The following is a 25,556-nucleotide window of genomic DNA, read 5'->3' as shown; positions in this document are numbered from 1 at the left end:
TGCGTTTCCTTCACTACGTTTTGTAAAGACATAGTCGTTATAGAGTGTCATTTTTCGACAAGGTTTGAAACCGAATGCATTTAAACATAAAACGACAGCGAAATAACTGAATCGCCCAATATGTCAAAATAGTCTCATCTTGACAGTGCCACGTTAAAAAAGTGTTAACAGCAGGAAGATTCAGGGTTACGGCTGCTCAGCAGGAGACGCTGTTGCAGGGGCAGGTTGCATCGCTGCCTCATCAAGTTTGTTACCAATATTGAAAGTCACCGTACTGATTTTATCCAACACATTTCCAGCCGGATCCTGCTGCAGAACAATCGATCTGAATAAGGCATAGTGATGCGTATCTGAAACCGACTCGATACCATCTGATTCCGGTTCAAAGCCCCATGCAACACCTCCAGTCCATGTACATGTTATCGCTTCTTCATAATCGGCAATAGTGGATTCAACACATGGCTGACCAGCGACTTCTCTCAGTTGACCAGTCGATATTTTGTCTTGTCGCGCTGGAGAACGTAACAACAAACTGGCATCCATATTGGTTAGTGGCGCAATCTCATAAGGCTGATTATCATTCAGATTGATCCCTGTCAGTCCCTCCGCATCTATCATGACATGACGACCACTACTGATCAGCTGAAAGTGGCAATGCGGTTGCTGTTGTGGTTCTTCCAGCTGATAATCCCATGATTCCAGACGATAGGCTGTTCTGTTTTCATCTATCCAGCGTTGCAAACGAATCGTACCCAGTTGTGACATTTCAGTATCCGTCAGTGCCTTGATTGAAACGCCCTCTTCCTGGCAGATAGTCAGTAAATCGACATACAATTCCTTGCGGTTTTCAGCGTTAGCAGGCGCAATAATCTGATCGATGTAAATATTCGGCATCGATCTTGAATGCTCAATTACCTCTGTGGTGCTGGTATCAGCAACAGATGGTGCTGAATCCGGCACATCTTCGATCTTCGTCAGCATTACGATACCTGCCACCAGTAACAGCAGTATCAATAAAAGATAAAATATAGGTGTAATTCGGTTTGGCATCGATTTACTTTTTAGTTGCTGACAAAAACTGTTAACGAATTTGCAGTGGGCCTTTATTCATCTTCACAATCCACGAATTCATAGCCAGTACCTGCGTCGAGATCTACCAGTTCAGATACTTCCTGAAAGCCAATATTTCTCGCCGTAACCAGTTCTGCCTCAGCTATCTGATGAATCAGGATAGTGCCTGTTCCCATCCCACAAGCTGCTGGATAGACAACACCGGTTCTCCGTCCACAATATGTTTCAGTCACCTCAATGTTTTCGGCTGCTAATTTCGCGACACTGTCGGCGGGTGAGATTCCTGTGGTTTCACATTGCAGCGCATTGCGACTCTCATAAACCATTACCGGCTCAGCAGCATCACAACCACTAAGTAAAACCAATGCAGTGCAAAAAGATAAATATATTCTCATGGTCAGACCTTACGTTATTCGCCCAAAACAAGGTAAATCATCTATGAAATGATCGCGTGGATGAAACTGAATACTACAACGATTTGGTCGATGATGAGAATTCATCTGAAAAGTATGAGGCGATGAACTCAAGGTTTTAAATTAACCGAACTCTGCCCGGTTTTCCCGAACACGGTATATCGCTGATTAACGCATAAAAATAACGAGCTGGAGTAAAACTCAGTTATGAGTGCAGACCGTAAAGGGCGGTCAAAGCCATGGTGAAAACTGACCTCAGCTGGGTCATAATAAAAAGGGTAAGCGAACACTTACCCTTTGTTTTGCAATTGTTCAGAGGCCTGAACGTAATTGTTGAAATTCTGAATATAATCATCCATATTCAATTCCAACATCCGCCGATATTCATTCACAAAAAAATCGACGGTTTCATCTCGTGCATCGGCCATATCCCTGGCATTGGTCCAGCCAGATGCGCTAAACCACGCACTGTACCGGGCCAATCCATACATAAACGATGCACTTACTTCACCGGCCTCTACGCTTTTCTCCATTTGTTCATTAGCCAGTTTAATAAAAGCATCCGCTCTATCAAAAAAGGCCTTATCTCTCTCACTCATAAAGGTTTCGCTTTTTTATTTCAAGTTGGGCAATCAGCCAGTAAAGGTCTTGCAGAATAAACCTCCATCACTACATATGAATACGGAATAAAACATAATAAATACCAGGAAAATATCATTTATTGCTTTTTAGCCATTTTGCTAACCGGTTTTACTCATGATAGGTTCTTGAACATCCATAAACGCTTAGCTGAGATCTGCCTATCCCCCCCAGACTCAACTCATTTCTTGTTGGAAAACTATTAGATGAACAAAACTACTGATGCAGAATTAAAGCGAAACGTCCCCGCACCGCTTCTTGCTTTATATGGTCTGGGAACCATATTGGGCGCTGGAATTTATGTATTGATAGGCGAGATTGCTGGTAAAGCCGGAATCTATGCCCCGCTCACTTTTTTAGTTGCATCCATAGTGGCGGCGTTTACTGCCTTTTCTTTTGCTGAACTGGCTGTTCGAGTGCCCAGAAGTGGTGGTCCGGTTGCCTATGTAAGTACCGCTTTTGGCTCTAGATGGCTTTCAATAACCACGGGTTGGATGATTGCCGCTACCGGCATTGTTTCAGCGGCCACTATCACTACAGGTTTTGCGGGATATTTCCAGATTTTTCTATCATGGCCGGAGCTTCCATTGATGATTGGCCTGGTTCTGTTACTCGGTGCTATTGCCGCTGTTGGCATGAAGGGGACGGCATGGTTTATGGGGATCACCACTGTTGCAGGCCTGTCGGGGTTAATCATCATACTCGTGGTAACCGCTGGTAATTTTTCGGAATTGCCGGGTCGACTTTCTGAAGCACAACCTTTATCCAGCACCACTGCTTTGAGTGGTATTGTTCTGGGGGCTTTTCTCGCTTTTTATGCCTATATTGGTTTTGAAGATATTGTTCACGTCTCCGAAGAAGCTAAAAATGTCAGTAAAGCCATGCCTTTGGCCATTTTGTTTGCTTTGATTGTCTCTTTATTCTTTTATATTACTGTCTCGATGGGCGCAGTACTGACCTTATCTGCTGAAGCACTTGCTGACTCTAAAGCACCATTGGTTGATGTCATGAAAGCAGAAGGTTATTCAGGAAATATTTTGGGCGCACTTTCGTTATTTATTATTGTTAATGGTGCACTGGCTCAGATTGTGATGGCTTCAAGAGTGTTTCATGATATGGGCAGGCATCTCAATGGGGTTCCAAAGTGGCTGTCACGCATCAACCATCATACCCATACACCATTAATGGCCACATTACTCATTGTTTTTATTATCATTTTACTAGTAACGTTTCTGCCAACCGAAAAATTAGCACAAGCCACATCATTCATTATCCTGATAGTATTTGCCTTATCAAATTTCGCGCTGATTCGCCTTAAAAAGCAGCGACCAACCCATAACGGTTTCAGTGTTCCATTATGGGTACCTTATGTTGGTGCCACGCTTTGTATTCTAATGATCACAGGTCAGTTTTTTGTTGCTAATGCCTCGCATTAGATAAGGGCATTTATTGTGCGAGTGATCTTCGTAAATAACAGCTATTGCCGCAGCGGTGAATGTACGAAATCACTGACGAATATGGTACCTTTCAGCCATCAACAATGAGTACCAGTCATGTCACGAAAAAAAGCTGCCCGCCATAAATCAATTATTGATGAACTGACAATTCATCCATCAATGCGCGTTAGTGAATTAGCTTCGGCATTACACGTGACCACAGAAACCATTCGGCGTGACCTCGAAGAATTGGCCGAACAAAATCTGATCAGCCGCACTTATGGTGGAGCCTTATTGCGTCAGGCGGTTGAGCCGGTACTCAATGAACGGCATAAAACCAACCTGGCTGAACGGGCAGCGATTGGAAAAAAAGCGGCTCCACTCTTAAAAGATGCCAAAGTACTCATGATAGGTTCAGGGGTAACCACGGTTGAAGTTGCCAAACGTATCGCTTATGAAATGAGCAATATTACGGTTATTACCCATTCTTTTGGCGTCGCCACGGTGTTGTCATTTAATCCGACCATTAAGGTGATCATGGCGCCAGGTGTTTATCATGCAGAAGAAGGCGCTACCCATGGTTCGGTGACTTGTCAGTTTCTGGCAAATTACACTGCTGACTGGGCGATTTTGGGGGCTAGTGGTCTAGCACCTACCGGCCCAACAGATGCGATAGTTGATGCGGCAGATGTCTATCAACAGATGATTCGGCAAAGCAGTCACAACATGGTTGTCGCTGATCACAGCAAATTCGATCGCATGGCAACGGCAAGGTATGCAAAGTGGAATGAAATTGACCATTTAATCACTGATCAAAAACCCAGTGGGCCATTGAAAAAAGCATTATCCAGCGAACAGGTTAAAATTATTGAGGCGCCGCTCCAATAATGCTTGTTGCCGATGCATATTAAACCTGCTGGGAAAACGCCTCCAAAAAGAAATCGGCTTCTGATTGCCTCAGGGTTAACAATGGTCTTAATTTCAAGGTTGCACCAAATCGTCCTGCCGCTCCAATCAAAACACCTGCCGCTTTTAAATCATTAATTACCTGTTTGGTTTTAACAGGATCGGGAACGTGTTTATTATCTCGTTTGCCGATATCGATTCCCAGAAACAGTCCCTGCCCTCTCACTTCATTAACGTAAGCGGATTGTTTAATGATAGAGCTCAACTGCGTTTTTAAATAAAGCCCCATTTTCCGGGCATTTTCCTGCAGGTTCTCTTGTTTGATTGTATCGAGAACAGCCTGTCCGGCAGCAGCGGCAACCGGATTCCCCCCAAAGGTATTAAAGTAACCGACATCAGCACAAAAACTATCAAGATATTCTGATCTACTGGCAACCGCCGCCATTGGAAAACCATTACCCATCGGCTTTCCCATCGTCACAATATCCGGTGTTACCCCGTGGAATTCAAAGCCCCAGAAGGTCTCACCTAATCTGGCAAAGCCAGGCTGCACTTCATCGGCGATAAATACGCCACCAGCGTTATGCACCACATCCACAGCTTTTTTTAAAAAACCTCTGGGCTCGGTATAGATACCGTCTGATGAAAAAATGGTATCGACTAATAAAGCCGCGACTCTATATCCTCGTTCCCATAAAAGCTCAATGGCTTCAGTGACTTTTGCAGCAAAGCCGGCTTCAATATCGTCACCATATAGCTCAACAGATGGGGCCGGTATTACCACAACATGATCCGGCAACTTACCCTGTTTGATAATTGACGGTGACACCTCGGTGACCAAACTGGTATTACCGTGATAGGCATCTTCAGTGACAATAAAACCTTCACCACCTGAAGCCTGTTTTGCCAGACGCATAGCCAGATCATTGGCCTCACTGCCCGAGCAGGTCATTACAATATTGGTAATAGAGTCAGGCAAAGTGGCCTTTAACGATTCAAGATAATCATCCACTACCGAAATCAGGTAGCGGGTATGCACATTTAGCGTAGCAATTTGCTTTGAGACCGCCTCAACCACCCTGGGATGACAATGGCCCAGACATGGCACATTATTGTAAAAATCGAGGTAATTTTTGCCATCAGAAGCCTGCATCCAGGCTCCCTGAGCCGAAACCATTTCAATAGGCTCCTGGTAAAACAACACTGAAGCAGCACCCAGATTATTCAAACGCCGCGTCACATTTTGCTGATGTTTTCCCTGATTGGCTTCAAAGGCATTCATATCCAGAATACGTTTTTCAGTTAATCCATTACGATCTTCAGTCTGTTGCTGCAGATAATTTTTTGCCAGTTCAATGGTGCCGAAGGTGAATTGTTCAAAACCGGCTTCAGCAGCAGTTTCTGTTTCAGGGTGACTTGCCACCCAGGCGGTCAGCAACAATCTCCGAAACATCACAAAGGTTGAAATCATCGCTTCATCTTCGGCAGATAAAGGCGCTATCGATTTATAACCACGTACCCAGGCACGTTCCAACTCAGGCAATAAAGGTGAGGTTTCCAGAAAAGAAACGGCTGAAGCATAATCATAAATAAACCAGCTAAACCCGCAATCATCAAAATCAATCACACTTAGCTGTTTATCATCGACCAGCAAATTCGCTAATCGTAGATCGGCGTGCACCAGACCAAAGCGATCCGGGCTTTCACCATAGTGCTGTAATTTTGCTTCCAGCACTTCGCATAACTGTTCTAATATCGCTTGCCCTTCTTTGTTTAGCCCCGGTGCATTGCGCCAGTCTCCCCATAAAGGATTTGCTCCGAAAGCGCTGTCAAAATTCCATTTTTTACGGGTAAAACCTTCCGGTAAAGACCATTGTCTTGCCTGTTGATGCAATCTGGCCGAGGTCGCCCCCAATATCTCGAAACCCTCGATCAGTGATTCATCCTCATTCGGCTGTTTACCGGGCATAAACTCGAAAGCCACCACGTAACGTTCCACTCCATCATCACTGAATGAAGCCACCATTGAACCATCACGACGGGTTAACGGTTCTGGGGTGTTGAGCAATGCTTGCTCGCGTAGCGATTGAATCCAGCGTAATTCGGAAAGAATTTCATTTTTGGAATGATATTCAGGGCGATGTACACGAATAATAAAACGTTGATCGTTTTTCTCATCGGTCACCATAAAGGTGGCATTTTCAGAAACCGTCAGCAGCGAGATATTAGCAGTTTCATTGATATTCCAATGCCCCAGTAATTTTTCGACCTCCCCAGTCAATTGCTGCAGATAATCGTTGTTATATAAACCGGTCATAACTCAAACCCAGATAAACAGTGGTGAAATTATTTATAACGCCAAAATGTCCGACTTGCAATATTTTTGTTGCAAAGAAAAAGATTTATGCTAAAAATACCTTTAATTGATTCAATCAACTTCTGGAGGTATTACATGCTCACATCCATTCAAGACAAGACGGTTATTGTTACTGGTGGCTCAAAAGGGATTGGTAAAGGGATTGCCAGTGTATTTGCTAAGCAAGGAGCCAACGTGATGATTGCTGCCCGTGGCGAGAGCGCAGCAAAAGAGGCCGTCGAAGAAATCAAAGCAGCGGGTGGCAGCGCTGAATATTATTTATGTGATGTCTCAAACTGGGATCAGGTTCAGGCACTGGTTGAACACACAGCAAACACGTTTGGACTTGTCGATATTCTCTGCGCCAATGCCGGCACCTTCCCGCAAAAGAAAATTGTCGACCTCTCCCCCGAAGAGTGGGATGACATCATGTCGACCAATCTGAAAAGCACCTTTCTGTGTGTCAAAGCCTGTATCTCACACTTTGAAAAACTGGGTAAAGGTCGCGTTGTGGTCACCTCATCGATAACAGGCCCCATTACCGGTTACCCGGGTTGGGCACATTATGGCGCGACCAAAGCGGGTCAACTAGGCTTTATGAAAACTGCAGCGATGGAACTGGCCCGTTACAACACCACCATTAATGCAGTTATGCCCGGCAATATTGTTACTGAAGGTTTAGCCAGTCTGGGAGAAGATTATCTCAACAGCATGGCCGCAGCGATTCCATTAAAACGACTTGGTGCCGTAGAAGATATCGCCAATGCGGCATTGTTTTTTGCTTCCGATGAAGCGGCCTATATCACTGGCCAGCAAATGGTAGTGGATGGTGGACAAACCTTACCGGAGTGTGTCGAAGCTGTAGACGAAATATAGTATGACTAAAACAAAATGCAATATCAGTGGAAAAGCTGGATGAGTATTTTACAAACGTCAGAACAACCGGTTGTTTAATAAAAGCAGAGGATTTATTGCTCAGTCACTTGCCACTGAATTGAGCAATAATCTCTGCTTCGGTGAAGTTTCTGGTCTTTTCGGCAAACGAGTAATAACCGGGTTTATTATCAATAAAAACTTGTTCAGCCAATTGCCATTTTTCCTTTTCATCAAACAATCCTACTGGAATGGCATAAAAACCACCTTGCTTGAAGCGGTAAAACAAGTGTGTGCCACATTGCTGACAAAAGCCCCGCTCGGCCCAATCGGATGAACTGTAAACACCGATATCCCTGTCACTTTCAAAATGCACATCGTCTTCACATTCAACCACTAAAAATGGTCCGCCGCCCCACTTCCGGCACATATCACAATGACAGGCCCCCACATGATTACTTTTTGGTTTTGCACTGACTTTTACAGAACCGCAAAGACAACTGCCGCTATTTTCAGGTAAGGGATCCATGGTTTTCTCCTAGCAAATCTATTTTGATAATCAATTGAATTACTATTTTTATCGGAAATTGCCTGAACTCAGATCCAGGCTACACTTGATGGGTTACAGTAAAAACTTTATTGGACACATTTTTAAAGCTCAAACCAAGTGGGTTGAATTTTGATTTTTTCGAAGCGTTTGTAGCAGAAGTAGATAATTATCCCGCCGGTCCAGCCATTTAAACCATTGACGAGAGAGTTCCTGATCCTGCCAGCCGGATAGAGCAATTATTGATTCGCGAGCATTCGCAAAAACCTTTGTAATAGCTCTGCTCTGTTTTCCAGATGATAAAGTAACTTCTACCAACTCATGGTCGATGACCCATCGAGCAAAATCCGGCAGGTGGCTTCGAAAAACCTGCAAATCGTGAAAATCACCCAATATTTCTTGTACCTCTTTGCACCAGCTTACCAGCTCTTTTGAGTTTTTAACGCTACTACTGAAGGGTTCGAGCAGATAGCGTAAATATTTGATTTCAATTCGCGCGAGGTGAGCGTCCCCCATCCCCGTATGTAAAAGTTGATCAATCAACTTAATACGCTGCTCCACGGTTTTTTCAAGCCATTGCTCTAAACCGACACTGATTTTTTGTTTGGGTTGTGGTGCAAGTGACTGCTTAGTAGAAAAAATCAGTTGCGTTGACTGTTGTTTATAAGCCTGTTTGCCATATTCAATCAGGTTATCGAGGGCGGACACCCCTCCAATCTGATTTTTTGCCAAAGCTAACCAACTAAGCATCACTTCATGATCTCGTAAGGGGTTACTCGCCTTTGCCAGGGCCTTGAGCTGTTTATTAGCTTTTTGATTGGTTTTAACTTCATCGCGTGTCAGTTTTACCCACACCCGTAATCGTCGCAGATCAACACGCATATTATGTAATGCATCCAGATCATTTTCTGCCGTTTTAAAATGCATCCAGGAAGCAAGAAACGCCGCTTCTTTTTCCAGAATCAGCTCTGCCAGCACCTTTCCCGCTGGTTTTAGCAAGACATTATCGCTATCGACTATCGATTCATTTTTTATTTTCTTGCGTTTTTTACTCATACAAAATCAGCAGTGGTCGCCATATAAGCTCAACAAATCTAGTCCAATTATATGTCTGTTTAATCTAATTATTCGTGAAAATAAATACGGTTTGAACCGGATTTTTTGGCTTTATACATGGCATGGTCGGCGGCTTCCAGCATAGCAATCGAAGAAATCGTCGTATCAGTAAATGTTGAGATCCCTATGCTGGCAGAAATCTGAACGGGCATTTGCACAAGACTAAACGGCACAGCAATCGCGTCAATTATCGATTGCGCCACCAGCTCAATATCTTTTTGCTGCTGAGCACCGGTGAGAATGACGGTAAATTCATCTCCACCCAGCCGGGCCACGGTATCTTCCTCTCGGACACATTTAATCAGCCGCTCTGCAACAAGCTCTAATACGCGGTCTCCCGCTTCGTGACCAAGTGTGTCGTTTACCTCTTTAAAGCCATCAAGATCCATAAACAGTACAGCTAAGGGAATTTTGCTACGCTTTGCATGTTTGACCTCTTGTTCCAGACGATCCAGAAAAAGACGTCGATTGGGCAACCCGGTTAGTAAGTCATGATGAGCGTTGTGCCATATTTTTTCTTCAGCCAGCGCTTGTTCGGTGATATCCCGGGCAATGCATACAGTGGCTTCAGTATTTTGTTGTTCATCCAGTACGGGTGCCAGAAGATACTCAAATCTTTCACCATGACCAGAGCTAAACCTATGCACAAACTTTCCACGATAGGTTGACTGATCCGCTATCACCTTTTCCAAATTGTGCTGAAAATCAGATGCAAACGGAAACCCAAGATCAAAAGTAGATTTGCCAATGATCTCCTTTGGTGCCAACGCGAAAAGATCCGCGGTGGCTTTGTTTGCATAGATAAATTTGCCTCCGAGATCGAGCACATAAATCGGATCAGGCGATGCTAACAGAATGGCACCAAATAATCGGGTTTCCATCTCTTTTGCAGTAGCATAATGTTCGAGGGACTCAGCAACGGCCTGGTCAATCGCTTCATGAAACCGGGTGAGATCTTCGAGATCATGGTTTTGAGTAGTTTTATATGCTTTAGTCCACTGTGAAACCACACTGGCCCGAAGCGCCCTGAACTCTGAAACCGTCTCCATCACGCTGAAACCGCTGATATGGCGGTCACCACCATGCACTTCTGCCCAAGATTCTCCTTCATCTTCAGGTTCATGCCCTTTCGATTTGGCAGTCTGTTCTGTTTCGCTCTGTGGGGTATCAAGATCGTCTGCAATCGCCAACAGCATATCTCTGGCATGATCACGCAGCCCAGATTTGCTCATATGTTTGCCACTCAGCAGTGTTTTGGCAAACGCTTCCCAATCCTGCAGAATCGGCTCTATTTCTGCTCGGATAAAATCAGCTAATCGCATTATTCATCTGCATATTTGGGCTCACGTTCGGGTAGGAAAAAAGGGAGGAAGATGCCAACAATTTACTTCGGGCAATAAAAGGAGTTTCTCACATTTTGTGCCATAGCATCCGATATTTACAGTTTGAATCCGACGCATTCCTGTAAATAACTAACCGAAATAATGGGCTTAGCGCTTGTTAAAGAGTCCTCAAGGCATTCTATGCTGTCAAAGGCTGAGCTACCAAACCATCAGAAACGATAAGAAACACCCACTGAAAGAATCTGGGTTTTAAGTTCGACAGAGCTTTTCAAGTCATTCGCAAGCGTCGGAAAAGCTGGATTGGTTACCAATGCTGTTGTATCAGCTTTTCCATAATCCGCGTAGAGATACTCTCCTCGAATTGTCCAACTTTCGCTAAGAGCATATTCCCCACCCAGACCGATAACCCATCCTAGTTTGGTTTCATTATCTGAATCACGACCAAAAGCGCCTGTCCCGGACAAGTCATCAGAAAATGTTGCATCCATTCTGATTTTAGTCGCTGCTACACCACCGGTAAGGTAGGCAAGCCAGCGTTTCTCGGCCCAACCTACACGAGCACGAAGTGATGCTTGCCAGTCAGCCTTCACGGAGATTTTATTGTTATAGGTCGCTATTGGAGCTGACTCATAAATGCCGCCTGATGAAGAGGAGTCATCAAAGCTTAAACTGTTCACGCCAGCCTCCACCCCGAGATATAAACGATCAAATTGCTGACCATAGCCCCCGAACAAACCCGCACTTAGCTCGGATTGCGAAGCACTTTTATCAGCCGCTTCGGCAATTTGCTCAGGATCGGGCGTCGTAAAATAAGACCCCGGAAAACCATCAGAAGTTGAAGCATCAAATGAGGCACGACTATGAGCCGCCCCAAGACTTCCACCTATATATGTTCCAGACCAATCATAGTCCTGTGGCTGAGCATGTGCAGCAGTCATTGTACCTAAGGCCACCATAAGGCCAACAGCGGCAAGCGAATAATTAGAGCGATTCTTCAACACTTTTGAATTTCCTTATAGCGTAAAGCTAAACGTTTTAATGTTTATGTTGTTTTCTGATTATATAAAAACAATTTAATAAATAGGCTGTTTTTATTTTCAACCATACTAAAACCGTCTTTTATTGTCGACGATACCACCGCCAACCAATAGTGAATATAAGCAATGTCCACAAGCTTGCCACCACATCATCAAGCACTATCCCCACGCCTCCAGGTATGGATTCAGCCGCCCGAGCCGGTGGGGGCTTGGTCCAGTCAACAATGCGGTTAGTCATAAAAATACCGGCCAGCATTACTGGATGTTGATGAACGGGAAGACCAATAGTTGCCAGTGGAAAGGTAAGCAGTTCATCCGCTACGATAACTGAAGCATCTTTGCTAGCAAAAAATCTTTCACCATGTTCACTTATTGGAATAGCGACAAGAATCAGCAAAGCGATGACCACCAACTGTTTTATAGTGCTAAGTCGACTAATCAATAAACTGAGTATAACGCCCCCAAGAGCACCTGCTGTACCGGGAATAAACGGCACACACCCCAGCCCCAAACCAATGGAAAGCATCACCATAGCGTCTTCAGTGCTGGCACCGCACAAGCTTTGATTGGATAAAGCTAAATACCAACCAATACTTGCTACAGCAATACACAATAGGACCAGCGAAATAATCGCTTTTTTGCCAAGCTGTCGATTCATTTTTCACCCAAAAGACGTGTAGTGTTAGTATCAGATTACAACAATCTATCCCTTTAACGTTTTGGGATAGCTAGTATCTCTCATTCAGAACGCCCCAATGCAAAACTAATATCCCTATTAAATTCCAGAGAGCAAACCATTCCCCAACCGAAGGTGAAGCATGGAAAGTAGAGATGTTCTGACGGCGATTGCTGGTAACGGCCTGGTGTTATCACCGCTAATTTCAAAGGCCCAGGCAAATTCAAAGTCCTTAATAAACCCACCATCTCTTTTCTGTTTTAACGTAAATGTGAGTTTAAATTAAGTTGGCTACTCGTCTGTTTCAGAAGGCTCATTCTGCGAGCTTGTATATCTGCTCAGCACTGTAACAGTCACAATTATCAGTCCCATACCGAAAAACTGCAGTGCCGATAAGTTTTCATCTAACACCACTATCCCGAATAGAGATGCTGTTACCGGTTCGACCATTGCCACAATAGCGACCAACGTTGGCGCGGTGTATTTCAGTCCGACGATATAGAGAATGAATGAGATCCCTGCGCCAAGCACTCCCAACAGCACAAACAGAAACCAATTTGGTGAGCTCAATACTGACACTGTCTGTTCAATATCTACAAACCCGATGAGTATACTGACCAGAACCCCAAAGGCTATAAACAGAATTGCCTGCGGACTACCGTGTGGAACTGCATATTTGAAACCAAAAATGAATATCGCATAGGAAAGGCCGGAGAGCAGGCCGGCTCCAGCGGCGACAGGTGTGACATCATCGGTATCAATATCATATAGCCCCGTTAGTAACATCACCCCCATAATGACCATTGCCATGGCGCACCATTTAAATAAAGAAGCTCTTTCAAGTTTGAGTGCAAAAGAAATTAGAAAAACGAACACAGGTGCGCAATACATCAGCGTTACAGCAACTGCAACGCTTCCCTCGGCAATACTCCTGAAATAAAAAGCGAAGTTACCAGCGACGCCCGCCCCAGCAATAACCGACCAAAACCATAATCGCCAATTTGCCAATCCGCTGTTGTTCGGACGTAATATCAGCCATAAGAAAACGAACAGAAGTCCTATAATGCCTCGATAGAAAGACACCACTAATGAGCTCCAGCCTTCTGCCGTGAGGATGCCACCAATCCCACCTGCAAGTCCCCAACACATTGCCGCCAGCACCACAAATAACGTGCCCGGACTTACATGTTTGTTGGATGACATTAGCGATTTGTGCAACATTCTAAATAGCCTTTAGAGAGTTGTTCAGGTGATCCGCAGGTCAGTTACGTTCCTCTTCCCTGAGCGTAAGCACTTCGTAACCATTCGAAGTAACCGCAATGGTGTGTTCCCATTGTGCAGATAACTTTTTATCACTGGTTACCACGGTCCAGCCATCTTTCTTTTGTTTCACCTTGGCCTTTCCCTGATTGATCATCGGCTCGATGGTGAAGGTCATTCCTTCCTGTAATACCAGTCCATTTCCTGGTTGACCAAAATGTAAAACTGCAGGTTCTTCGTGCATTTCTCGACCAATGCCGTGACCACAGTATTCACGAACCACAGAATATCCATGTTTCTCAGCATAATGTTGAATCGCGTAACCAATATCGCCCAGGGTCGCTCCTGGCTTCACGGCCCGAATCCCCTGCCACATCGCTTCGTAGGTTTTATCGACTAAACGTATTGCCAGTGGTGTGACTTCACCGATCAGATACATTTTGCTGGAATCAGCGATATAGCCACCTTTCTCCAGCGTGATATCTACATTGATGATATCACCCGACTTCAGTTTCTGATTGTCTGCAGGAACACCATGACAAACCACATGATTGACTGAGGTATTGAGCACATACTGGTAACCATATTGCCCTTTACTTGCAGGGTGGGCACCCAGTTGATCAACAATATATCGTTCAACCAGATTGTTGATATCCATCGTGGATATGCCAACTGTTACATACTTATCAAGATAGCTGAAAACGGATGCGAGCAGTCTTCCGGCTTCACGCATCACCTGCAATTCGTCCGTGGTTTTGAGTGTTACCCTAGCCACCGACAATTTTCTTTATTTCAACGTCGGCATGTTTCATCTGGGCACTGATAATTTCCGAAAAAGACATACTCGGGTTGGCCTCGGCCAGCATACCTATTTTTATCCAATACTCAGCCTGAGCATTGATCGAACGAACCATAACCGAGCTGGACTTTCGAATTTCCTCATGCAAATCATCATTTATTTTCACAATACCCATAACAGATCCTAATATACGAAACGTATACAGATCATATATTCTGACTATTAATGTAGCAACCACGAAATTGAAGGGGTTTCTAAAATTAGGATCGCCTTTGAATGGTCAATCTTTGGCAGGATCGAACCATTACTCAATAATCTGAAGCTGATGCATATCAGCATTCGACAGCACAAAAGACGAGCTTTTATTTTCAGCATCGTAGGCTGCTTTAATCATCGCCGCTGCCACGCATTTTGTTGAAATTGGACGCACAGCTTTGGGAATAAATGAGGATATGGGGGCGAGCAAACTTTCACCCAGTTTCTCGGCAAAACGACCATCATCCGGTCGGCCTAACAGTAGTGAAGGACGGGCAAAAAACACACTAGGTAAACCCAGTAATTTAATATCCCGCTCAACCTCACCTTTGACATGATTATAAAAACTAGCAGAATCCACATTGGCCCCATGTGCAGTGACAACACCGAGTCTGCAAACATCAGCAGATTTACATGCTCGTGCAAACGCGATCACCAAATCATGATCAATATGACGAAAGGCCGCCTTACTACCCGCCTGTTTTTGCGTTGTTCCCAATGCAATAAAAGCAACAGATTTTGGCGGAATCAGGGGAGTTACCTGTTGTTCCAACTGTTCAAAGTCCACAACCTGATTGTTTATTTTTGAAGCAATCGCATCGGGAAAATCTCTCAATATGTCTAATTCGCGACGCGAAATCAAAATGATATTAACGACATCTTCTCGTCGGCTTAATTGATTGACTAACTGCTTACCCACAGCGCCTGTCGCCCCTAAAACAATTGCAGTTGCATGCTTCATCATCTATCCCCACAGATTTTGGTATGACTGACTACGATAGCTATCAAATCTGCTGTTACTGAACTTTTCAAGAACGTCTTAAGGCTACTCTTTCATTCACTATTCTTGCCTTTATCGATGGCCTCCTCAGCTTCTTGTTCATCATCCGCATCAGACTGGGGCTCTTCGTTTTCAATGGACGCATCAGGATCGTAATCGAGCACAACAAATAGGGGAAAGTGATCAGATCCGATATCGGGAAGACGTCGTAGCTCAACGAGAAGGAAATGTTCTGAGGCGAAAGCATGATCCAGTGGATAGCGTAACAGGCGACTTCTGGTATCAAAAGTATTCATTAAGCCACGCCCTACACGCGGATCGAGTAAACCACCCGTTCGCTGAAAAAGATGTGTGGTATGTGACCAAGCCACATCATTAAAATCGCCAGCCACGATGACCGGAACCTCTCCTAACTCTTTAACCTCTTTGGCAACCAACATCAATTCGGCATCCCGCATATCGGAGTCTGCGCGTTCATCTCCATCCGCTTCAGCCTCCTCTTCTTCAGAAAGATCAAGACCCGGAGGTCGTGGATGCACACCATAAAGGGTTACAAGTTTTCCCGATGGAAGCCGAACCTGGGTGCGAATTGATGGAATTTCTGACTCAATTAAAAAGCGGATCTCTGGATTCACCAGCTCTTGTCGGGAGAAAAGCAACATACCGTAATGATTATCTTGCGGCTGGAATAATGTAAAAGGATAGTCGTCTTCCAGACCCTCCAGTTGTTCTAACCACCATTTGGTCGTTTCGCTTAATAAAATTATATCGGGATCGTTATCACGTATCAGTTTCAGCAGCGCTTTCACTTCACGATTATCGTAACGCACGTTATAAATCAGTAACGATATCCGATTGGAATCATTATCCTGTCGGCTTTCAGACATTTCCTTGGGATAAAACGCGGTGTATGGAGCAATGGCTATAAGCTGCCAGATCAATGACAGGACGACCATCGCAGCAAGCGCATATTCCCATATCCGCATCCGACGCCAAAAACTCAGAGCCACATAGGCGGCTAAAGCCAAACCCATCAATACGGAAATTTGTACGCGAGGAAAATCGAATATTCGTATCCACCATTGATCGGTATGTATTAAAGGAATTGCGGTACTACAAACCAAGGCTAACGAAAACAAGGCTAGCGCAATGCGGCAAATGCGATTCAGTACTCTTTCTGAAGGTTTTATTGTCATGATAAGAACTGAGTATGTGGCAATAAGATAAGTGGTATCAAGTAAATAAACTTTTAATATTTATATTCAGTTTTCGTCTCAATATTATTTCCGACGGAAATAATATTGAACGTCTGGGCAGATTGAGAGAGCTGCTCATTTATCGGTTAACTTTCTGAGTTATCATTTACCACTACTCTGTTTCTACCGGACTCTTTGGCGCTATACAACATGCGATCAACGCTTTGAAGCAAGCTGGTTTGGGTTTGGTTAACTCGAAACTCTGTAACGCCAATACTGCATGTCAGAGAGATATCGACGCCATCATCCTGGCAAAAACGATGCTGTTCAATGGCGGCCCTGATACGTTCTGCAAGCTGACTGGCTTCTTCAGTACCGGTTTCGGGAAGTAACAAAAGAAACTCTTCCCCACCATAGCGGCCCAGAAAGTCACTGGTTCTGCAGGTATCAGACAAAATATTGGCCACTTCTATTAAAACGGCATCGCCAGAAAGGTGACCAAATTTATCATTCACGTCTTTAAAGTGATCCATGTCGACCATTAATAAACTTAAGTGGTGATGGTAACGCTCTGCCCGATCAGTTTCTGCTGTCAAATTGTCTATAAGCCCACGACGATTCATCACACCCGTGAGCGGATCCGTTGTCGTTAAGCGTTCAAGCTCTTTGGTACGTTCTAACACTCGTCGTTCGAGTAACTGGTTGGATTCCAATAACTCTCGTTGAGCTTGCTGTAAGGCTGCATTTTTATTTCGAAATTCATCATTGCTTGGAATAGCCAAGGCTTTTGGTATTAATCGCCAAATCATAACTGCGGTCAGGATAGAGACTAAACCTGTTGCAAACTTAGCAAGCCCCTCAATGTAATAAAAACCCTGCCAGATATTTATTAAACCAGTGAGATGGGTAACACCACACAGAAAAATAAAGGCGGCAAACATAATAAATATCCAGTTAAAAGCGAGATCAGTTCTTTTTTTAACTAAATAGACAAGGGCAATAGGAATAACAAAATAAGCAATAGAGGTTAATAGATCACCACTGACGTGAAGGAACAGGAGATCCGGTAGCCATTGCAAACAATGGCCATGGGGCATAAAGCTGCCATTAAACAATTTATCGACTGTATCCATCCAAATCTCCGATTACAAAGCACTTTGAGCTATTAATAGCAAAATGAGGAACAACAGTTAATCAACAGAACAGAATGAATTTCATAACGAACTAGTATTAAATAAAAATTTATGACACCAGAGCATACTAGCTCTCAAAATGGAATAAAGCACGTGGCAACTGGAGACAAACCTTTTAATCCATAAATAATCTGTGCTTTTTGCTTAAATTTTCAATTGACTCCGCCCCTTTTACTTTTTTTAGCCCTAGGACAGAATTTTGTAAACCGTATCTTTGATCTGGCTCAATGTAAGTTTATTTCCAAGCCATATACTAAATATCCAGTAAACAGGAAGTTAACTGTCATACATATTCCATCTTTATGAGGTATGAAGTCATGAAAAAGTTAATTTTAATTCTATCCCTGATGACCTTAACAGCTTTCTCGACAACTAACTTTGCCGGTGGGCAAGGGCAAGGTGACGGTAAAGGCAAAAAGCAGCAAGAACAGATGCAGCAATATGGCGGCGAAGGTGAACAAACACGTGAACGCAAGCGGGAACACGATCCGGAAGACATGGATCGGCAACGTACAATGGAACAAGAACGGAAGCAGCAAGGCAAAGGTTCGGAGCAGGGCCAGAAATCACAAGAAGAGCATCGGAGAAGGTGGTGGAAATTCTGGGGAAATGACGAATAGATTCGACACCTACCCGGTAACTCCTACATTGCAGTTTTAAAACAAAAGCAGTCGTTTGCTGAAACGAACGACTGCTTTCCTGAGGTTTTCGGCCAAAGGCTGCATCAAGATACCAGCTACTGAAGCTTGGTTTTTCACAGGATTAAACTCAATCCATTTTCTGGTCGAATTTATTCAACGATCGCTCAATAATTCAACTTGATCGTCAAATCCAGTTTTTGGCCATCGTAAGTAAAACTGGCAGCCTCAAATGAAGGCGCACTCATTGAGGCTTTTGCATCGTTTGAAAAACCGTAGCCTTCTTTGGGCACCCCCAGCCAGTTAGTACGAAGCTCGCCGTCCATATTTTCATCATGAATAACAGCCAAGGCATACGTTCCAGGCGGAATATCTAAAAAGTCACAACGTGCCTTTGTATCCCGAATTTTTATCATCATAATATTGGTTGCATAGCGCAGAAACTCAGTAGGGAAACCATTTGGCGCCTCGAAAAGCGCGCACGCGACAGCTCCTTTGCTATTTCTGATATCGAGAATCTTCACATGAATTCCAGGACATGGAGTTTAAGCAAAAGCAACGGTGGGAAGGTACGAAAATATCAGCAGCGCACACCAAATTAAACCTCGGAGGTCCATAAGGATCTGCGTCAACAAATATTTGATCGATGAAAGAGAAACGGTCTTACGATTAGTTGATTCATTCATAATCTTCCTCACAGTTTTGATCTGCGTAGATTAATCGAATCTGACTGCCATCAAAGGCCTAACGGCTTACTGAGGGGCAGGCACCGTATATCGTCCGTGAAGTTTGTTATAGGTTAATCCTGAGTTTAAACAATTATCCTCTGCTTAGAAAAGCAGCTATTTTGTAATGGAGAGCCCAACTTACCGTCAAACCCTAAAAAGTCATAGCGACCTACCCTCGCAGGCAGGTCGCTATGCATATGAAATTAGACGTAGAAGTCCAACTCCTCCTGCGCTTTTAGCAAATCGCGCATTTTGATGGGATCATCACCAAAGAAGAAGATCAGGCCCCAATGCGTACCAAAAGCCGCCCGGTCAGGAACGGTTTCTTCTGCCGGTGCCACCAGTTCATGTGACTCAAAATAAGGATGCTCAATGGTTTCTTTGGGCATTTCCAGCTTGCTGACCACACGACGGCGTGGGTAGACGCCGAAGCAGCCAGCGTACCCCTTGGCATCGACCACTTCTTTGGGGAAGAATGCAGCCACTTCCTCTTTGGTGCTTTTCGGATCGAATACCAGCATCGAAGCCTGATAAGCATTGAATCCGTAGGCTCTCTCGATCAGCTCAAAAGCTTTAAAGCCGGGCGGACGATAGGCAACTTCGCCAAAGTACATTTCGCCATCAGCCGTAACGAAGTACTCAGGGTGAATCAGGCCAAACTGGATGTCGAAGGTTTTGATCAGCAATTCGATCTGTTTGGTGATCGCATTCCGCCAGCTTTCAAGTTCCGCGGTAGCCGGTACAAATACAGAGTAACCCAAGGTGACATATTCAGAAATATTGAGGAATTGGATTTTGCCATCGTGGATCCAGGCCTCAACCGCAAACTCCCAGCCATCCAGGTGACTTTCCATCAGCAACGGGTACTCTTCGGCCGGAATGTTATCGATTTCATCTATCGTGCGGATCATTCGGTGACCGAGGCAACCGGCCTTGTCGAATGCCTTAACGTGAATCGGATCATCCGGATCACCATCAAGTTTGAGCAGCGTCTGATTAACGCGTTTCATAAAGCGAACAATATCTTCTTTCTCATGCGCTTCTTCGAAAATCCCCACGCGAATACCACCAAGCTGAGCACGACGCTTCATCAACGCCTTGTCACGGAACAGAATAGACTGACCGTACATGCGCGGATTATTCAGCAGAACAGAATTGATGGCACCGGACCATTCAACGGTTTCCTCGAATAACGGTATAGCTACATCGACTCCTTCCGCCTTCAGTTTTTCGGCAATTTCCAGGGACCTATCATTGAGACGGATAAAATCCCATGAGATGAAAGGTATGTTGTTAGCGGTACAAAAATCTGCAGCCCATTCAGGCGCAACAACGATATAGCGACGGTCAAACTGCTGCGCAGCTTTTATTGCATTGACACTCCAGCCAAGCAGTGCGATGTAGCCTTTGTTCGGATCTTTGGGGGTTTCTGTTCCGCGAACGGAGTCCATATTGGGATCGCGCCAGGATAATACTTCTTCAGATAATTCAGTTTCACTGGTAATCGACATAGAACATTCTCCTGTTGAGCCTCCTCAGAGAAGCCTTACTGGAAAAAGCACACAAAATGAACTGAGCTTGTCAGTATTGTTTAGAGGAGATTGAATAAATCATTGATAGGGAGGCTTTATCAGCTTCCTAATTTCAGAATGAGCTAGTCGGCTTCATTACAACTGACCACTAACTGTCAGTTCAAACATAACACAAAAAGACAAAAGGGTTTGGTGGTATCCCTGCTATTCGTGACAAAAAAGCAGCAGATCAGCGCCCCTGAGCCCCGCGTCGCAACCAGTCGTGTACGAATGCAAGCTTGCGCCGGCCAGTTTCCGATAGAACAAAGGGATAGACGTCTGATAACCCCATTGAGCGGTTAATGTGATTGACGCGTGTCGCGAGGGCGGTAGCAACGTTGATTAGCAAAACAGAGTCAGGCTCTGAATAGGGATCCCAGCTATGGTGAGGCAGTTCTGGAGAACTTAGGCCAGTTGCCACAAAACTGTCGGTAATATCTGTCAGATGTAACAAATGTGCCGTCGTTTCAGCCCAGTCTTCGTGAGGATGCGCCGAGGCGTAGCTGGTCAGGTAAAACAGCTCCCAGTCTTGTGGTGCACCTTGCTGGTAATGTCGCTGAAGTGCCGCTGTGTAGTCCTCTCGCTCATCACCAAACATCACCCGAAACGCCTGCAGAAAGTCTTCACGCAGGCTCAGTCGCCACCAAAGCATGTGTGCAATTTCATGGCGCATGTGGCCGATCATCGTTCGGTAAGGCTCGTCCAGGGCTTCTCTGCGGGTAACCCGCACTACTGGATCGGCCTCGGATACGCTAATGGTTACGACGCCATTGCCATGCCCCATAGCAGCAAGCGTATGTCCATCAGCAAGCATATGAAAAACCGGCCGCGTTCCGGGATCTTCCGGCCGGAACCAGTGCCAGCGGCCAAGGTTATCGAGTACCCAGCGTTTTGCTGCTTCGGTTTCTGCCCAATTTGAGATAGCGTTGGGAATTTCCGGATCCGGCGCCAACGCAGTCATCGCACATGACCGGCAAAAAGCACCTTCTTCGGGTGCTATCCAGTTGCAACCAATAATCTCACGGTTTGCACAGAATGGCGGCATGGGCAGGAATGCCCGCGCCTGGGGATCATAGGCTACGGGTGTACCTTCGGCAGTGGTCAGATTGTGGAACCAAAGGGTTCCTGAGCCAACCGGATTTGAGAATGCCAACATATAAAATAAAGCTCCTGGCTAACGACCAAATACGCAAATAGTATTCTTGTGTAAAAGTTAACCTATACCCTTTTGAAACAATAACCAACTATCCTGAAACAGATATCCGTTAATCCCTCCAGTGAATATCGCTAATAAAATCAGAGCCGACAGGATGGTATTAATTTGAAAAAACAATCAAAGAAGTCTTACCGTATAGTAAAGGGCAAGTAGCGAAAGGAACTTCTTCGCTCTGCAAGCCCCCCAAAAGATAAAGCCATTTATAAAAACAAGGAGAAGAATTCGATGTCATCTGATCCAACAAAACAAGCAACGCTCTATCGTATGGTCATGGACAAGCATGTTTGTCCGTTTGGCCTGAAATCCCTGGATCTGCTTAAACGTGAAGGTTATGAAGTGGAAGATAAATGGCTGACTTCACGCGAACAAACCGATGCGTTCAAAGAGCAGCATGATGTGGAAACGACACCCCAGACATTTATCAACGAAACCCGTATTGGTGGATATGACGCGTTGCGGCAGCACTTCGGCAAGAAGGTAAAAGCCAAGGACGAAACCAGTTATCAGCCTGTATTGGCAGTATTCGGCGTTGCCGCCCTGTTGGCTCTGGCGATAAGCTGGATGTTGGGCGAAGGTCTGCTGAGCATCCGTACTGCCGAGCTGTTTATCGCCATTAGCATGAGCATTCTGGCGCTGCTCAAATTACAGGATGTTGAAAGCTTCTCAACCATGTTTCTCAACTATGACCTGTTGGCACGTCGGGTGGTGCCCTACTCCTATGTGTATCCTTTTGGTGAATTGCTGGCAGGCGTTCTCATGGTGGCAGGAGCAATGCTGTGGTTGGCTATCCCTGTCGCATTATTTATCGGCACGGTCGGCGCGGTATCAGTGCTCAAGGCAGTGTATATAGACAAACGCGAACTCAAATGCGCCTGCGTAGGTGGTGGCAGCAATGTACCACTGGGATTTGTATCGCTCACCGAAAACCTGATGATGATCGCGATGGGGCTGTGGATGTTCAGATACTTCTAGGACAATAAAATCCTAATGCAAAACGTAGCTTAAATCGGGTGTAAAAACAGCTGAATCAAAAGGGTCAGTGTCAGACTCTGACCCTTTTGATCCAAAAGACATTGGCTCGACGCAATGAGGGTTGCCCCTACGTCGATGATTATTTCAAAAGACGTGCTCGGCCAGCCCAAAGTCCGAAAAGGCCGAAAGCGAAAAGCGGTAATGCCGCAGGTAGTGGCACCGCACTTGGATTCATAAACTGTCTTGCAAGCGCTTCTGTCGAGAAAGAGCCATCAGCACCAAATGTCCATGATGAGAAGTTAGTGAATTTTCCTGAGAACAGTTCATCACTCGCGATACCGAAGGACATGTATATCAACGTGTCGGTGATATCAAATGACAAAATATTAGACAGTGAAAAATCATTAAAGAAAACACTATTCTCTCCCAAGCCGCCATCAAAAATGCCGGTACTCAGCATACCTGAAGTTGAAGTAAGCCCATCCACAATCAGCATGTCATCGCCAGCGCCAAAGATAACATCACCGATAATCTCGCTGTTGCCACTCAGTTGCAAGCTACTATTACCCTGATTGGGTGCAAACTGGATTGCAGTACCTGACCGGCCAACCAAGGTACCGCTGTTCTCAATGGTGATCTCAGAGGTGCTGGCCACATCTGTACCAATCGCGTGGACGCCTTCGATATAGCCTTCGTTTACGATGGTCAGTGGACCTGCAGTGCGAACCTCACCTTGCGTAGGCTCGTACAATGAATCTACGTCGATGCCATTACCGCCTTCCAATGGATTACTCGCCGATCCGGTGGAGACAATGACGCCCGAGGCGTGGTTGTGCACCTTACCCTCGTCGATGTCGATTCCATCATCGCTACCGAGGATCACGCCGTAGTTATTGGCTTCCCCGCTGGCAAATTGCACACCGTCTTCATCGTCAGTGGCACCTGTATTCATCCAGGTCTGCGTGCCAGCATCCCATGACAACCCGTTCAACGCGATAGTGCCGTGATTTTCAAGCGTGAAATTCTCTCTCGCTTCAATCACTTCCTCACCGCCAAGCAGCGTACCGTAGTTAATCACAGTGCCACCTGGTCCACGGCTCTGAATGGCGCGACCATCAGTACTTTGAATCAGGCCATAATTGGTAATATGTGCGTTTTCCAGTTCGGCATCATTGTCCAATCTGACGGCCTGGTTTTCCGCGAAGATTTTTCCAGTTTCACGGTTGATCAGTGTGAAATTATCGGCGTCATCCTGAAGACGGATACCCCGGTCACCGCCACGTATAGTGCCGGAATTGTCGATTGTCAGGTTTACACCCTTGCCACGAATCGCATCATCATCGCCACTTTCAATCAGGCCCTGATTATTCAGCGTCTGGTTGGATCCTTCCAATTGCACCGGACGTCCAGTTGCACGGACAATCTGTGCACCGCTTTCAACGGTCACTGACAGGTTGTCTCTGTTGTCATTGATATTGCCGCTGTCTGTTGGGGTGCAGATCAGCGTCGGTGAATCACTCGTGCCACCAGGAATACAGGTTGCCGCCATTGCTGGCACGTTATACAGAGCTGCCAGTATTGAAGCGAGTACTAATTTTTGCGTATTTTTCACGTTACCTCCAAGTCAGATAATGAACATCGGGACTGAAGATAGTGATTTATTGTGACAACTCTATGAATGTTGCAATTAATGTGAACCAGGACGCTAAATGAAAACTGAAGATGTGATAGCCGAATGGTTTAGCAACTTGATTTTATTTACTTACAGACTGAAGCTGTTTCTACTCAGACTTTTGTATAAGAGGACGCTGCTATTTTAGTTGTTTTTACGTTTGCAATTTGGCAAACCATGCATGAATCAATCCTGCTTGAAAGAATTGCACAGGTACACAAAAACCTGCTGATTTAATGATGTCAGCGACCTTGGTGGGATGCAGAACCGCTACATCTTTGGCATAGGCATCTCTTATCTGGTTTTGTTTTTCAGCTGTAATGCCAGCCCCCGCCATCATTGTCATCCATGTATGCAATAAGGCTTCATACTCATCCGATCCTAATTGTGAAGCTAAATCGGCACTTGCCAATATTCCACCCTGTTTCAGTCTTTGAGCAATTTCACCAAACAGCTTTGTGCGCAGCTGTTGATCCAGAATAAACTGGGAAACCAGAAAGCAGGTTGCTGCGTCATAAAGCTGTTTGTCAGGTAAAGAGTCAAGATAGCCTTCATGAAAATGACAGCGACTCGTCATCCCTTCCTCTTCAACCTTTTGACGACAGACAGCAAGCATGGCACCTGAAGGCTCTACCGCCGTAAACTGCCAACTGGGAAATTTCCTGGCAAGATGAATCAACTCTTTGCCTGTGCCAGCTCCCACACAAAGAATGTGAGCATCTTCAGCTAACCCCGCAAAAACAGATTCCAGCAAAAAATATAAACCATTATTGATGGACGCCATTCTGGCCCATTGCTGATCGTAGCCTGAAGCTTGCTGATCGAAAATTTCCTTAATTTCTTCGGGTTGCATGTTATGGCT

The 25,556-nt window shown here is 45.1% G+C and carries 25 protein-coding genes; 5 read left to right on the top strand and 20 right to left on the bottom strand.

The features are described from left to right. Positions 1 to 186: 186 nt before the first annotated feature. The 3 genes from B3S93_RS02560 to B3S93_RS02550 all read right to left on the bottom strand — a co-directional run bounded on the left by B3S93_RS02560 (position 187) and on the right by B3S93_RS02550 (position 2,083). On the bottom strand, positions 187 to 1,050 hold the full coding sequence (locus B3S93_RS02560) for a hypothetical protein (RefSeq protein ID WP_292400324.1): 864 nt from the start codon (positions 1,048 to 1,050) through the stop codon (positions 187 to 189). A gap of 53 nt (positions 1,051 to 1,103) precedes the next feature. Beyond that, positions 1,104 to 1,466, bottom strand: coding sequence for a hypothetical protein (locus B3S93_RS02555; RefSeq protein ID WP_292400327.1), 363 nt, complete (start codon positions 1,464 to 1,466; stop codon positions 1,104 to 1,106). A gap of 308 nt (positions 1,467 to 1,774) precedes the next feature. Further along, positions 1,775 to 2,083, bottom strand: coding sequence for a DUF3144 domain-containing protein (locus tag B3S93_RS02550; RefSeq protein ID WP_292353530.1), 309 nt, complete (start codon positions 2,081 to 2,083; stop codon positions 1,775 to 1,777). 246 nt (positions 2,084 to 2,329) lie between these two features. Here B3S93_RS02550 and B3S93_RS02545 point away from each other — a divergent pair, with 246 nt between their 5' ends. Beyond that, the gene (locus B3S93_RS02545) at positions 2,330 to 3,559 is read left to right on the top strand and encodes an APC family permease (protein ID WP_292400330.1); all 1,230 of its coding nucleotides are present in this window, start codon (positions 2,330 to 2,332) and stop codon (positions 3,557 to 3,559) included. Positions 3,560 to 3,676: 117 nt separating this feature from the next. Next, a complete protein-coding gene (locus B3S93_RS02540) occupies positions 3,677 to 4,447 on the top strand; it encodes a DeoR/GlpR family DNA-binding transcription regulator (RefSeq protein ID WP_292400332.1) in 771 nt (256 codons plus the stop codon). Positions 4,448 to 4,466: 19 nt separating this feature from the next. Here B3S93_RS02540 and B3S93_RS02535 read toward each other — a convergent pair whose 3' ends face one another. Further along, positions 4,467 to 6,782 (bottom strand): aminotransferase class III-fold pyridoxal phosphate-dependent enzyme, encoded by a 2,316-nt coding sequence (locus tag B3S93_RS02535; protein ID WP_292400335.1) that lies wholly within the window; start codon positions 6,780 to 6,782, stop codon positions 4,467 to 4,469. A gap of 135 nt (positions 6,783 to 6,917) precedes the next feature. Here B3S93_RS02535 and fabG point away from each other — a divergent pair, with 135 nt between their 5' ends. After that, a complete protein-coding gene (gene fabG, locus B3S93_RS02530) occupies positions 6,918 to 7,697 on the top strand; it encodes a 3-oxoacyl-ACP reductase FabG (RefSeq protein ID WP_292353526.1) in 780 nt (259 codons plus the stop codon). Between the two features lie 103 nt (positions 7,698 to 7,800). On the opposite strand, the gene B3S93_RS02525 is transcribed toward fabG, so the two are convergent. The 11 genes from B3S93_RS02525 to B3S93_RS02475 all read right to left on the bottom strand — a co-directional run bounded on the left by B3S93_RS02525 (position 7,801) and on the right by B3S93_RS02475 (position 17,837). Then, the gene (locus B3S93_RS02525; protein ID WP_292400338.1) at positions 7,801 to 8,223 is read right to left on the bottom strand and encodes a GFA family protein; all 423 of its coding nucleotides are present in this window, start codon (positions 8,221 to 8,223) and stop codon (positions 7,801 to 7,803) included. A gap of 129 nt (positions 8,224 to 8,352) precedes the next feature. Continuing rightward, positions 8,353 to 9,297 (bottom strand): CHAD domain-containing protein, encoded by a 945-nt coding sequence (locus B3S93_RS02520; protein WP_292353524.1) that lies wholly within the window; start codon positions 9,295 to 9,297, stop codon positions 8,353 to 8,355. Between the two features lie 68 nt (positions 9,298 to 9,365). Beyond that, complete coding sequence (locus B3S93_RS02515; RefSeq protein ID WP_292353523.1) at positions 9,366 to 10,679, bottom strand: diguanylate cyclase domain-containing protein; 1,314 nt, start codon at positions 10,677 to 10,679, stop codon at positions 9,366 to 9,368. Between the two features lie 230 nt (positions 10,680 to 10,909). Then, positions 10,910 to 11,701: an outer membrane protein gene (locus B3S93_RS02510; RefSeq protein ID WP_292400340.1), complete on the bottom strand. Its 792-nt coding sequence runs from the start codon at positions 11,699 to 11,701 to the stop codon at positions 10,910 to 10,912. 118 nt (positions 11,702 to 11,819) lie between these two features. Then, positions 11,820 to 12,395 carry a phosphatidylglycerophosphatase A family protein gene (locus B3S93_RS02505; RefSeq protein ID WP_292400345.1) on the bottom strand — a complete coding sequence of 192 codons (576 nt, stop codon included), beginning with the start codon at positions 12,393 to 12,395 and terminating at the stop codon, positions 11,820 to 11,822. 309 nt (positions 12,396 to 12,704) lie between these two features. Next, positions 12,705 to 13,634: a DMT family transporter gene (locus B3S93_RS02500; RefSeq protein ID WP_292400348.1), complete on the bottom strand. Its 930-nt coding sequence runs from the start codon at positions 13,632 to 13,634 to the stop codon at positions 12,705 to 12,707. A gap of 40 nt (positions 13,635 to 13,674) precedes the next feature. Beyond that, positions 13,675 to 14,448, bottom strand: coding sequence for a type I methionyl aminopeptidase (map, locus tag B3S93_RS02495; RefSeq protein ID WP_292400350.1), 774 nt, complete (start codon positions 14,446 to 14,448; stop codon positions 13,675 to 13,677). Next, positions 14,441 to 14,647: a ParD-like family protein gene (locus B3S93_RS02490; protein ID WP_292353517.1), complete on the bottom strand. Its 207-nt coding sequence runs from the start codon at positions 14,645 to 14,647 to the stop codon at positions 14,441 to 14,443. Before B3S93_RS02490 ends, map begins: the two co-directional genes overlap by 8 nt. 129 nt (positions 14,648 to 14,776) lie before the next feature. Beyond that, positions 14,777 to 15,472, bottom strand: a complete 696-nt coding sequence (locus B3S93_RS02485; RefSeq protein WP_292400353.1) for an NAD(P)H-binding protein — start codon at positions 15,470 to 15,472, stop codon at positions 14,777 to 14,779. 89 nt (positions 15,473 to 15,561) lie between these two features. Next, positions 15,562 to 16,704, bottom strand: coding sequence for an endonuclease/exonuclease/phosphatase family protein (locus B3S93_RS02480; protein ID WP_292353515.1), 1,143 nt, complete (start codon positions 16,702 to 16,704; stop codon positions 15,562 to 15,564). Between the two features lie 146 nt (positions 16,705 to 16,850). Then, positions 16,851 to 17,837 carry a GGDEF domain-containing protein gene (locus tag B3S93_RS02475; RefSeq protein ID WP_292400356.1) on the bottom strand — a complete coding sequence of 329 codons (987 nt, stop codon included), beginning with the start codon at positions 17,835 to 17,837 and terminating at the stop codon, positions 16,851 to 16,853. A 377-nt stretch (positions 17,838 to 18,214) separates the two neighbouring features. Here B3S93_RS02475 and B3S93_RS02470 point away from each other — a divergent pair, with 377 nt between their 5' ends. Further along, positions 18,215 to 18,517: a hypothetical protein gene (locus B3S93_RS02470; protein WP_292400359.1), complete on the top strand. Its 303-nt coding sequence runs from the start codon at positions 18,215 to 18,217 to the stop codon at positions 18,515 to 18,517. 185 nt (positions 18,518 to 18,702) lie between these two features. Here B3S93_RS02470 and B3S93_RS02465 read toward each other — a convergent pair whose 3' ends face one another. The 3 genes from B3S93_RS02465 to B3S93_RS02455 form a co-directional block, all read right to left on the bottom strand. Then, positions 18,703 to 19,059, bottom strand: coding sequence for a DUF2141 domain-containing protein (locus B3S93_RS02465; protein WP_292400361.1), 357 nt, complete (start codon positions 19,057 to 19,059; stop codon positions 18,703 to 18,705). A 407-nt stretch (positions 19,060 to 19,466) separates the two neighbouring features. Next, positions 19,467 to 20,714 (bottom strand): carboxylate--amine ligase, encoded by a 1,248-nt coding sequence (locus B3S93_RS02460; protein ID WP_349677822.1) that lies wholly within the window; start codon positions 20,712 to 20,714, stop codon positions 19,467 to 19,469. A gap of 310 nt (positions 20,715 to 21,024) precedes the next feature. Next, on the bottom strand, positions 21,025 to 21,990 hold the full coding sequence (locus B3S93_RS02455; protein ID WP_292353510.1) for a zinc-binding metallopeptidase family protein: 966 nt from the start codon (positions 21,988 to 21,990) through the stop codon (positions 21,025 to 21,027). A 285-nt stretch (positions 21,991 to 22,275) separates the two neighbouring features. Between B3S93_RS02455 and B3S93_RS02450 the strand changes: the two genes are divergently transcribed. After that, a complete protein-coding gene (locus B3S93_RS02450) occupies positions 22,276 to 23,022 on the top strand; it encodes a glutaredoxin family protein (protein WP_292400367.1) in 747 nt (248 codons plus the stop codon). Positions 23,023 to 23,161: 139 nt separating this feature from the next. Here B3S93_RS02450 and B3S93_RS02445 read toward each other — a convergent pair whose 3' ends face one another. Beyond that, positions 23,162 to 24,634 carry a hypothetical protein gene (locus tag B3S93_RS02445; protein WP_292400369.1) on the bottom strand — a complete coding sequence of 491 codons (1,473 nt, stop codon included), beginning with the start codon at positions 24,632 to 24,634 and terminating at the stop codon, positions 23,162 to 23,164. A 214-nt stretch (positions 24,635 to 24,848) separates the two neighbouring features. Continuing rightward, positions 24,849 to 25,547 carry a class I SAM-dependent methyltransferase gene (locus B3S93_RS02440; RefSeq protein WP_292400372.1) on the bottom strand — a complete coding sequence of 233 codons (699 nt, stop codon included), beginning with the start codon at positions 25,545 to 25,547 and terminating at the stop codon, positions 24,849 to 24,851. Positions 25,548 to 25,556 lie beyond the last annotated feature (9 nt).

Origin of the sequence: Methylophaga sp. UBA3613 (assembly GCF_002375415.1) — a bacterium.
Classification (GTDB): Bacteria; Pseudomonadota; Gammaproteobacteria; order Nitrosococcales; family Methylophagaceae; genus Methylophaga.
The sequence above is the reverse complement of the archived record's forward strand: the minus strand, read 5'-3'. Positions and strand labels throughout refer to the sequence as shown.

What these genes read in the sequence shown, in the direction of transcription:
- B3S93_RS02505 (WP_292400345.1), bottom strand. Translation starts at nt 12,395, where the DNA reads ATGAATCGACAGCTTGGCAAAAAAGCGATTATTTCGCTGGTCCTATTG.
- fabG (WP_292353526.1), top strand. Translation starts at nt 6,918, where the DNA reads ATGCTCACATCCATTCAAGACAAGACGGTTATTGTTACTGGTGGCTCA.
- B3S93_RS02560 (WP_292400324.1), bottom strand. Translation starts at nt 1,050, where the DNA reads ATGCCAAACCGAATTACACCTATATTTTATCTTTTATTGATACTGCTG.
- B3S93_RS02450 (WP_292400367.1), top strand. Translation starts at nt 22,276, where the DNA reads ATGTCATCTGATCCAACAAAACAAGCAACGCTCTATCGTATGGTCATG.
- B3S93_RS02485 (WP_292400353.1), bottom strand. Translation starts at nt 15,472, where the DNA reads ATGATGAAGCATGCAACTGCAATTGTTTTAGGGGCGACAGGCGCTGTG.
- B3S93_RS02550 (WP_292353530.1), bottom strand. Translation starts at nt 2,083, where the DNA reads ATGAGTGAGAGAGATAAGGCCTTTTTTGATAGAGCGGATGCTTTTATT.
- B3S93_RS02490 (WP_292353517.1), bottom strand. Translation starts at nt 14,647, where the DNA reads ATGGGTATTGTGAAAATAAATGATGATTTGCATGAGGAAATTCGAAAG.
- B3S93_RS02440 (WP_292400372.1), bottom strand. Translation starts at nt 25,547, where the DNA reads ATGCAACCCGAAGAAATTAAGGAAATTTTCGATCAGCAAGCTTCAGGC.
- B3S93_RS02470 (WP_292400359.1), top strand. Translation starts at nt 18,215, where the DNA reads ATGAAAAAGTTAATTTTAATTCTATCCCTGATGACCTTAACAGCTTTC.
- B3S93_RS02520 (WP_292353524.1), bottom strand. Translation starts at nt 9,297, where the DNA reads ATGAGTAAAAAACGCAAGAAAATAAAAAATGAATCGATAGTCGATAGC.
- B3S93_RS02545 (WP_292400330.1), top strand. Translation starts at nt 2,330, where the DNA reads ATGAACAAAACTACTGATGCAGAATTAAAGCGAAACGTCCCCGCACCG.
- B3S93_RS02500 (WP_292400348.1), bottom strand. Translation starts at nt 13,634, where the DNA reads ATGTTGCACAAATCGCTAATGTCATCCAACAAACATGTAAGTCCGGGC.
- B3S93_RS02555 (WP_292400327.1), bottom strand. Translation starts at nt 1,466, where the DNA reads ATGAGAATATATTTATCTTTTTGCACTGCATTGGTTTTACTTAGTGGT.
- B3S93_RS02455 (WP_292353510.1), bottom strand. Translation starts at nt 21,990, where the DNA reads ATGTTGGCATTCTCAAATCCGGTTGGCTCAGGAACCCTTTGGTTCCAC.
- B3S93_RS02540 (WP_292400332.1), top strand. Translation starts at nt 3,677, where the DNA reads ATGTCACGAAAAAAAGCTGCCCGCCATAAATCAATTATTGATGAACTG.
- B3S93_RS02535 (WP_292400335.1), bottom strand. Translation starts at nt 6,782, where the DNA reads ATGACCGGTTTATATAACAACGATTATCTGCAGCAATTGACTGGGGAG.
- B3S93_RS02525 (WP_292400338.1), bottom strand. Translation starts at nt 8,223, where the DNA reads ATGGATCCCTTACCTGAAAATAGCGGCAGTTGTCTTTGCGGTTCTGTA.
- B3S93_RS02460 (WP_349677822.1), bottom strand. Translation starts at nt 20,714, where the DNA reads ATGGACTCCGTTCGCGGAACAGAAACCCCCAAAGATCCGAACAAAGGC.
- B3S93_RS02480 (WP_292353515.1), bottom strand. Translation starts at nt 16,704, where the DNA reads ATGACAATAAAACCTTCAGAAAGAGTACTGAATCGCATTTGCCGCATT.
- B3S93_RS02515 (WP_292353523.1), bottom strand. Translation starts at nt 10,679, where the DNA reads ATGCGATTAGCTGATTTTATCCGAGCAGAAATAGAGCCGATTCTGCAG.
- B3S93_RS02475 (WP_292400356.1), bottom strand. Translation starts at nt 17,837, where the DNA reads ATGGATACAGTCGATAAATTGTTTAATGGCAGCTTTATGCCCCATGGC.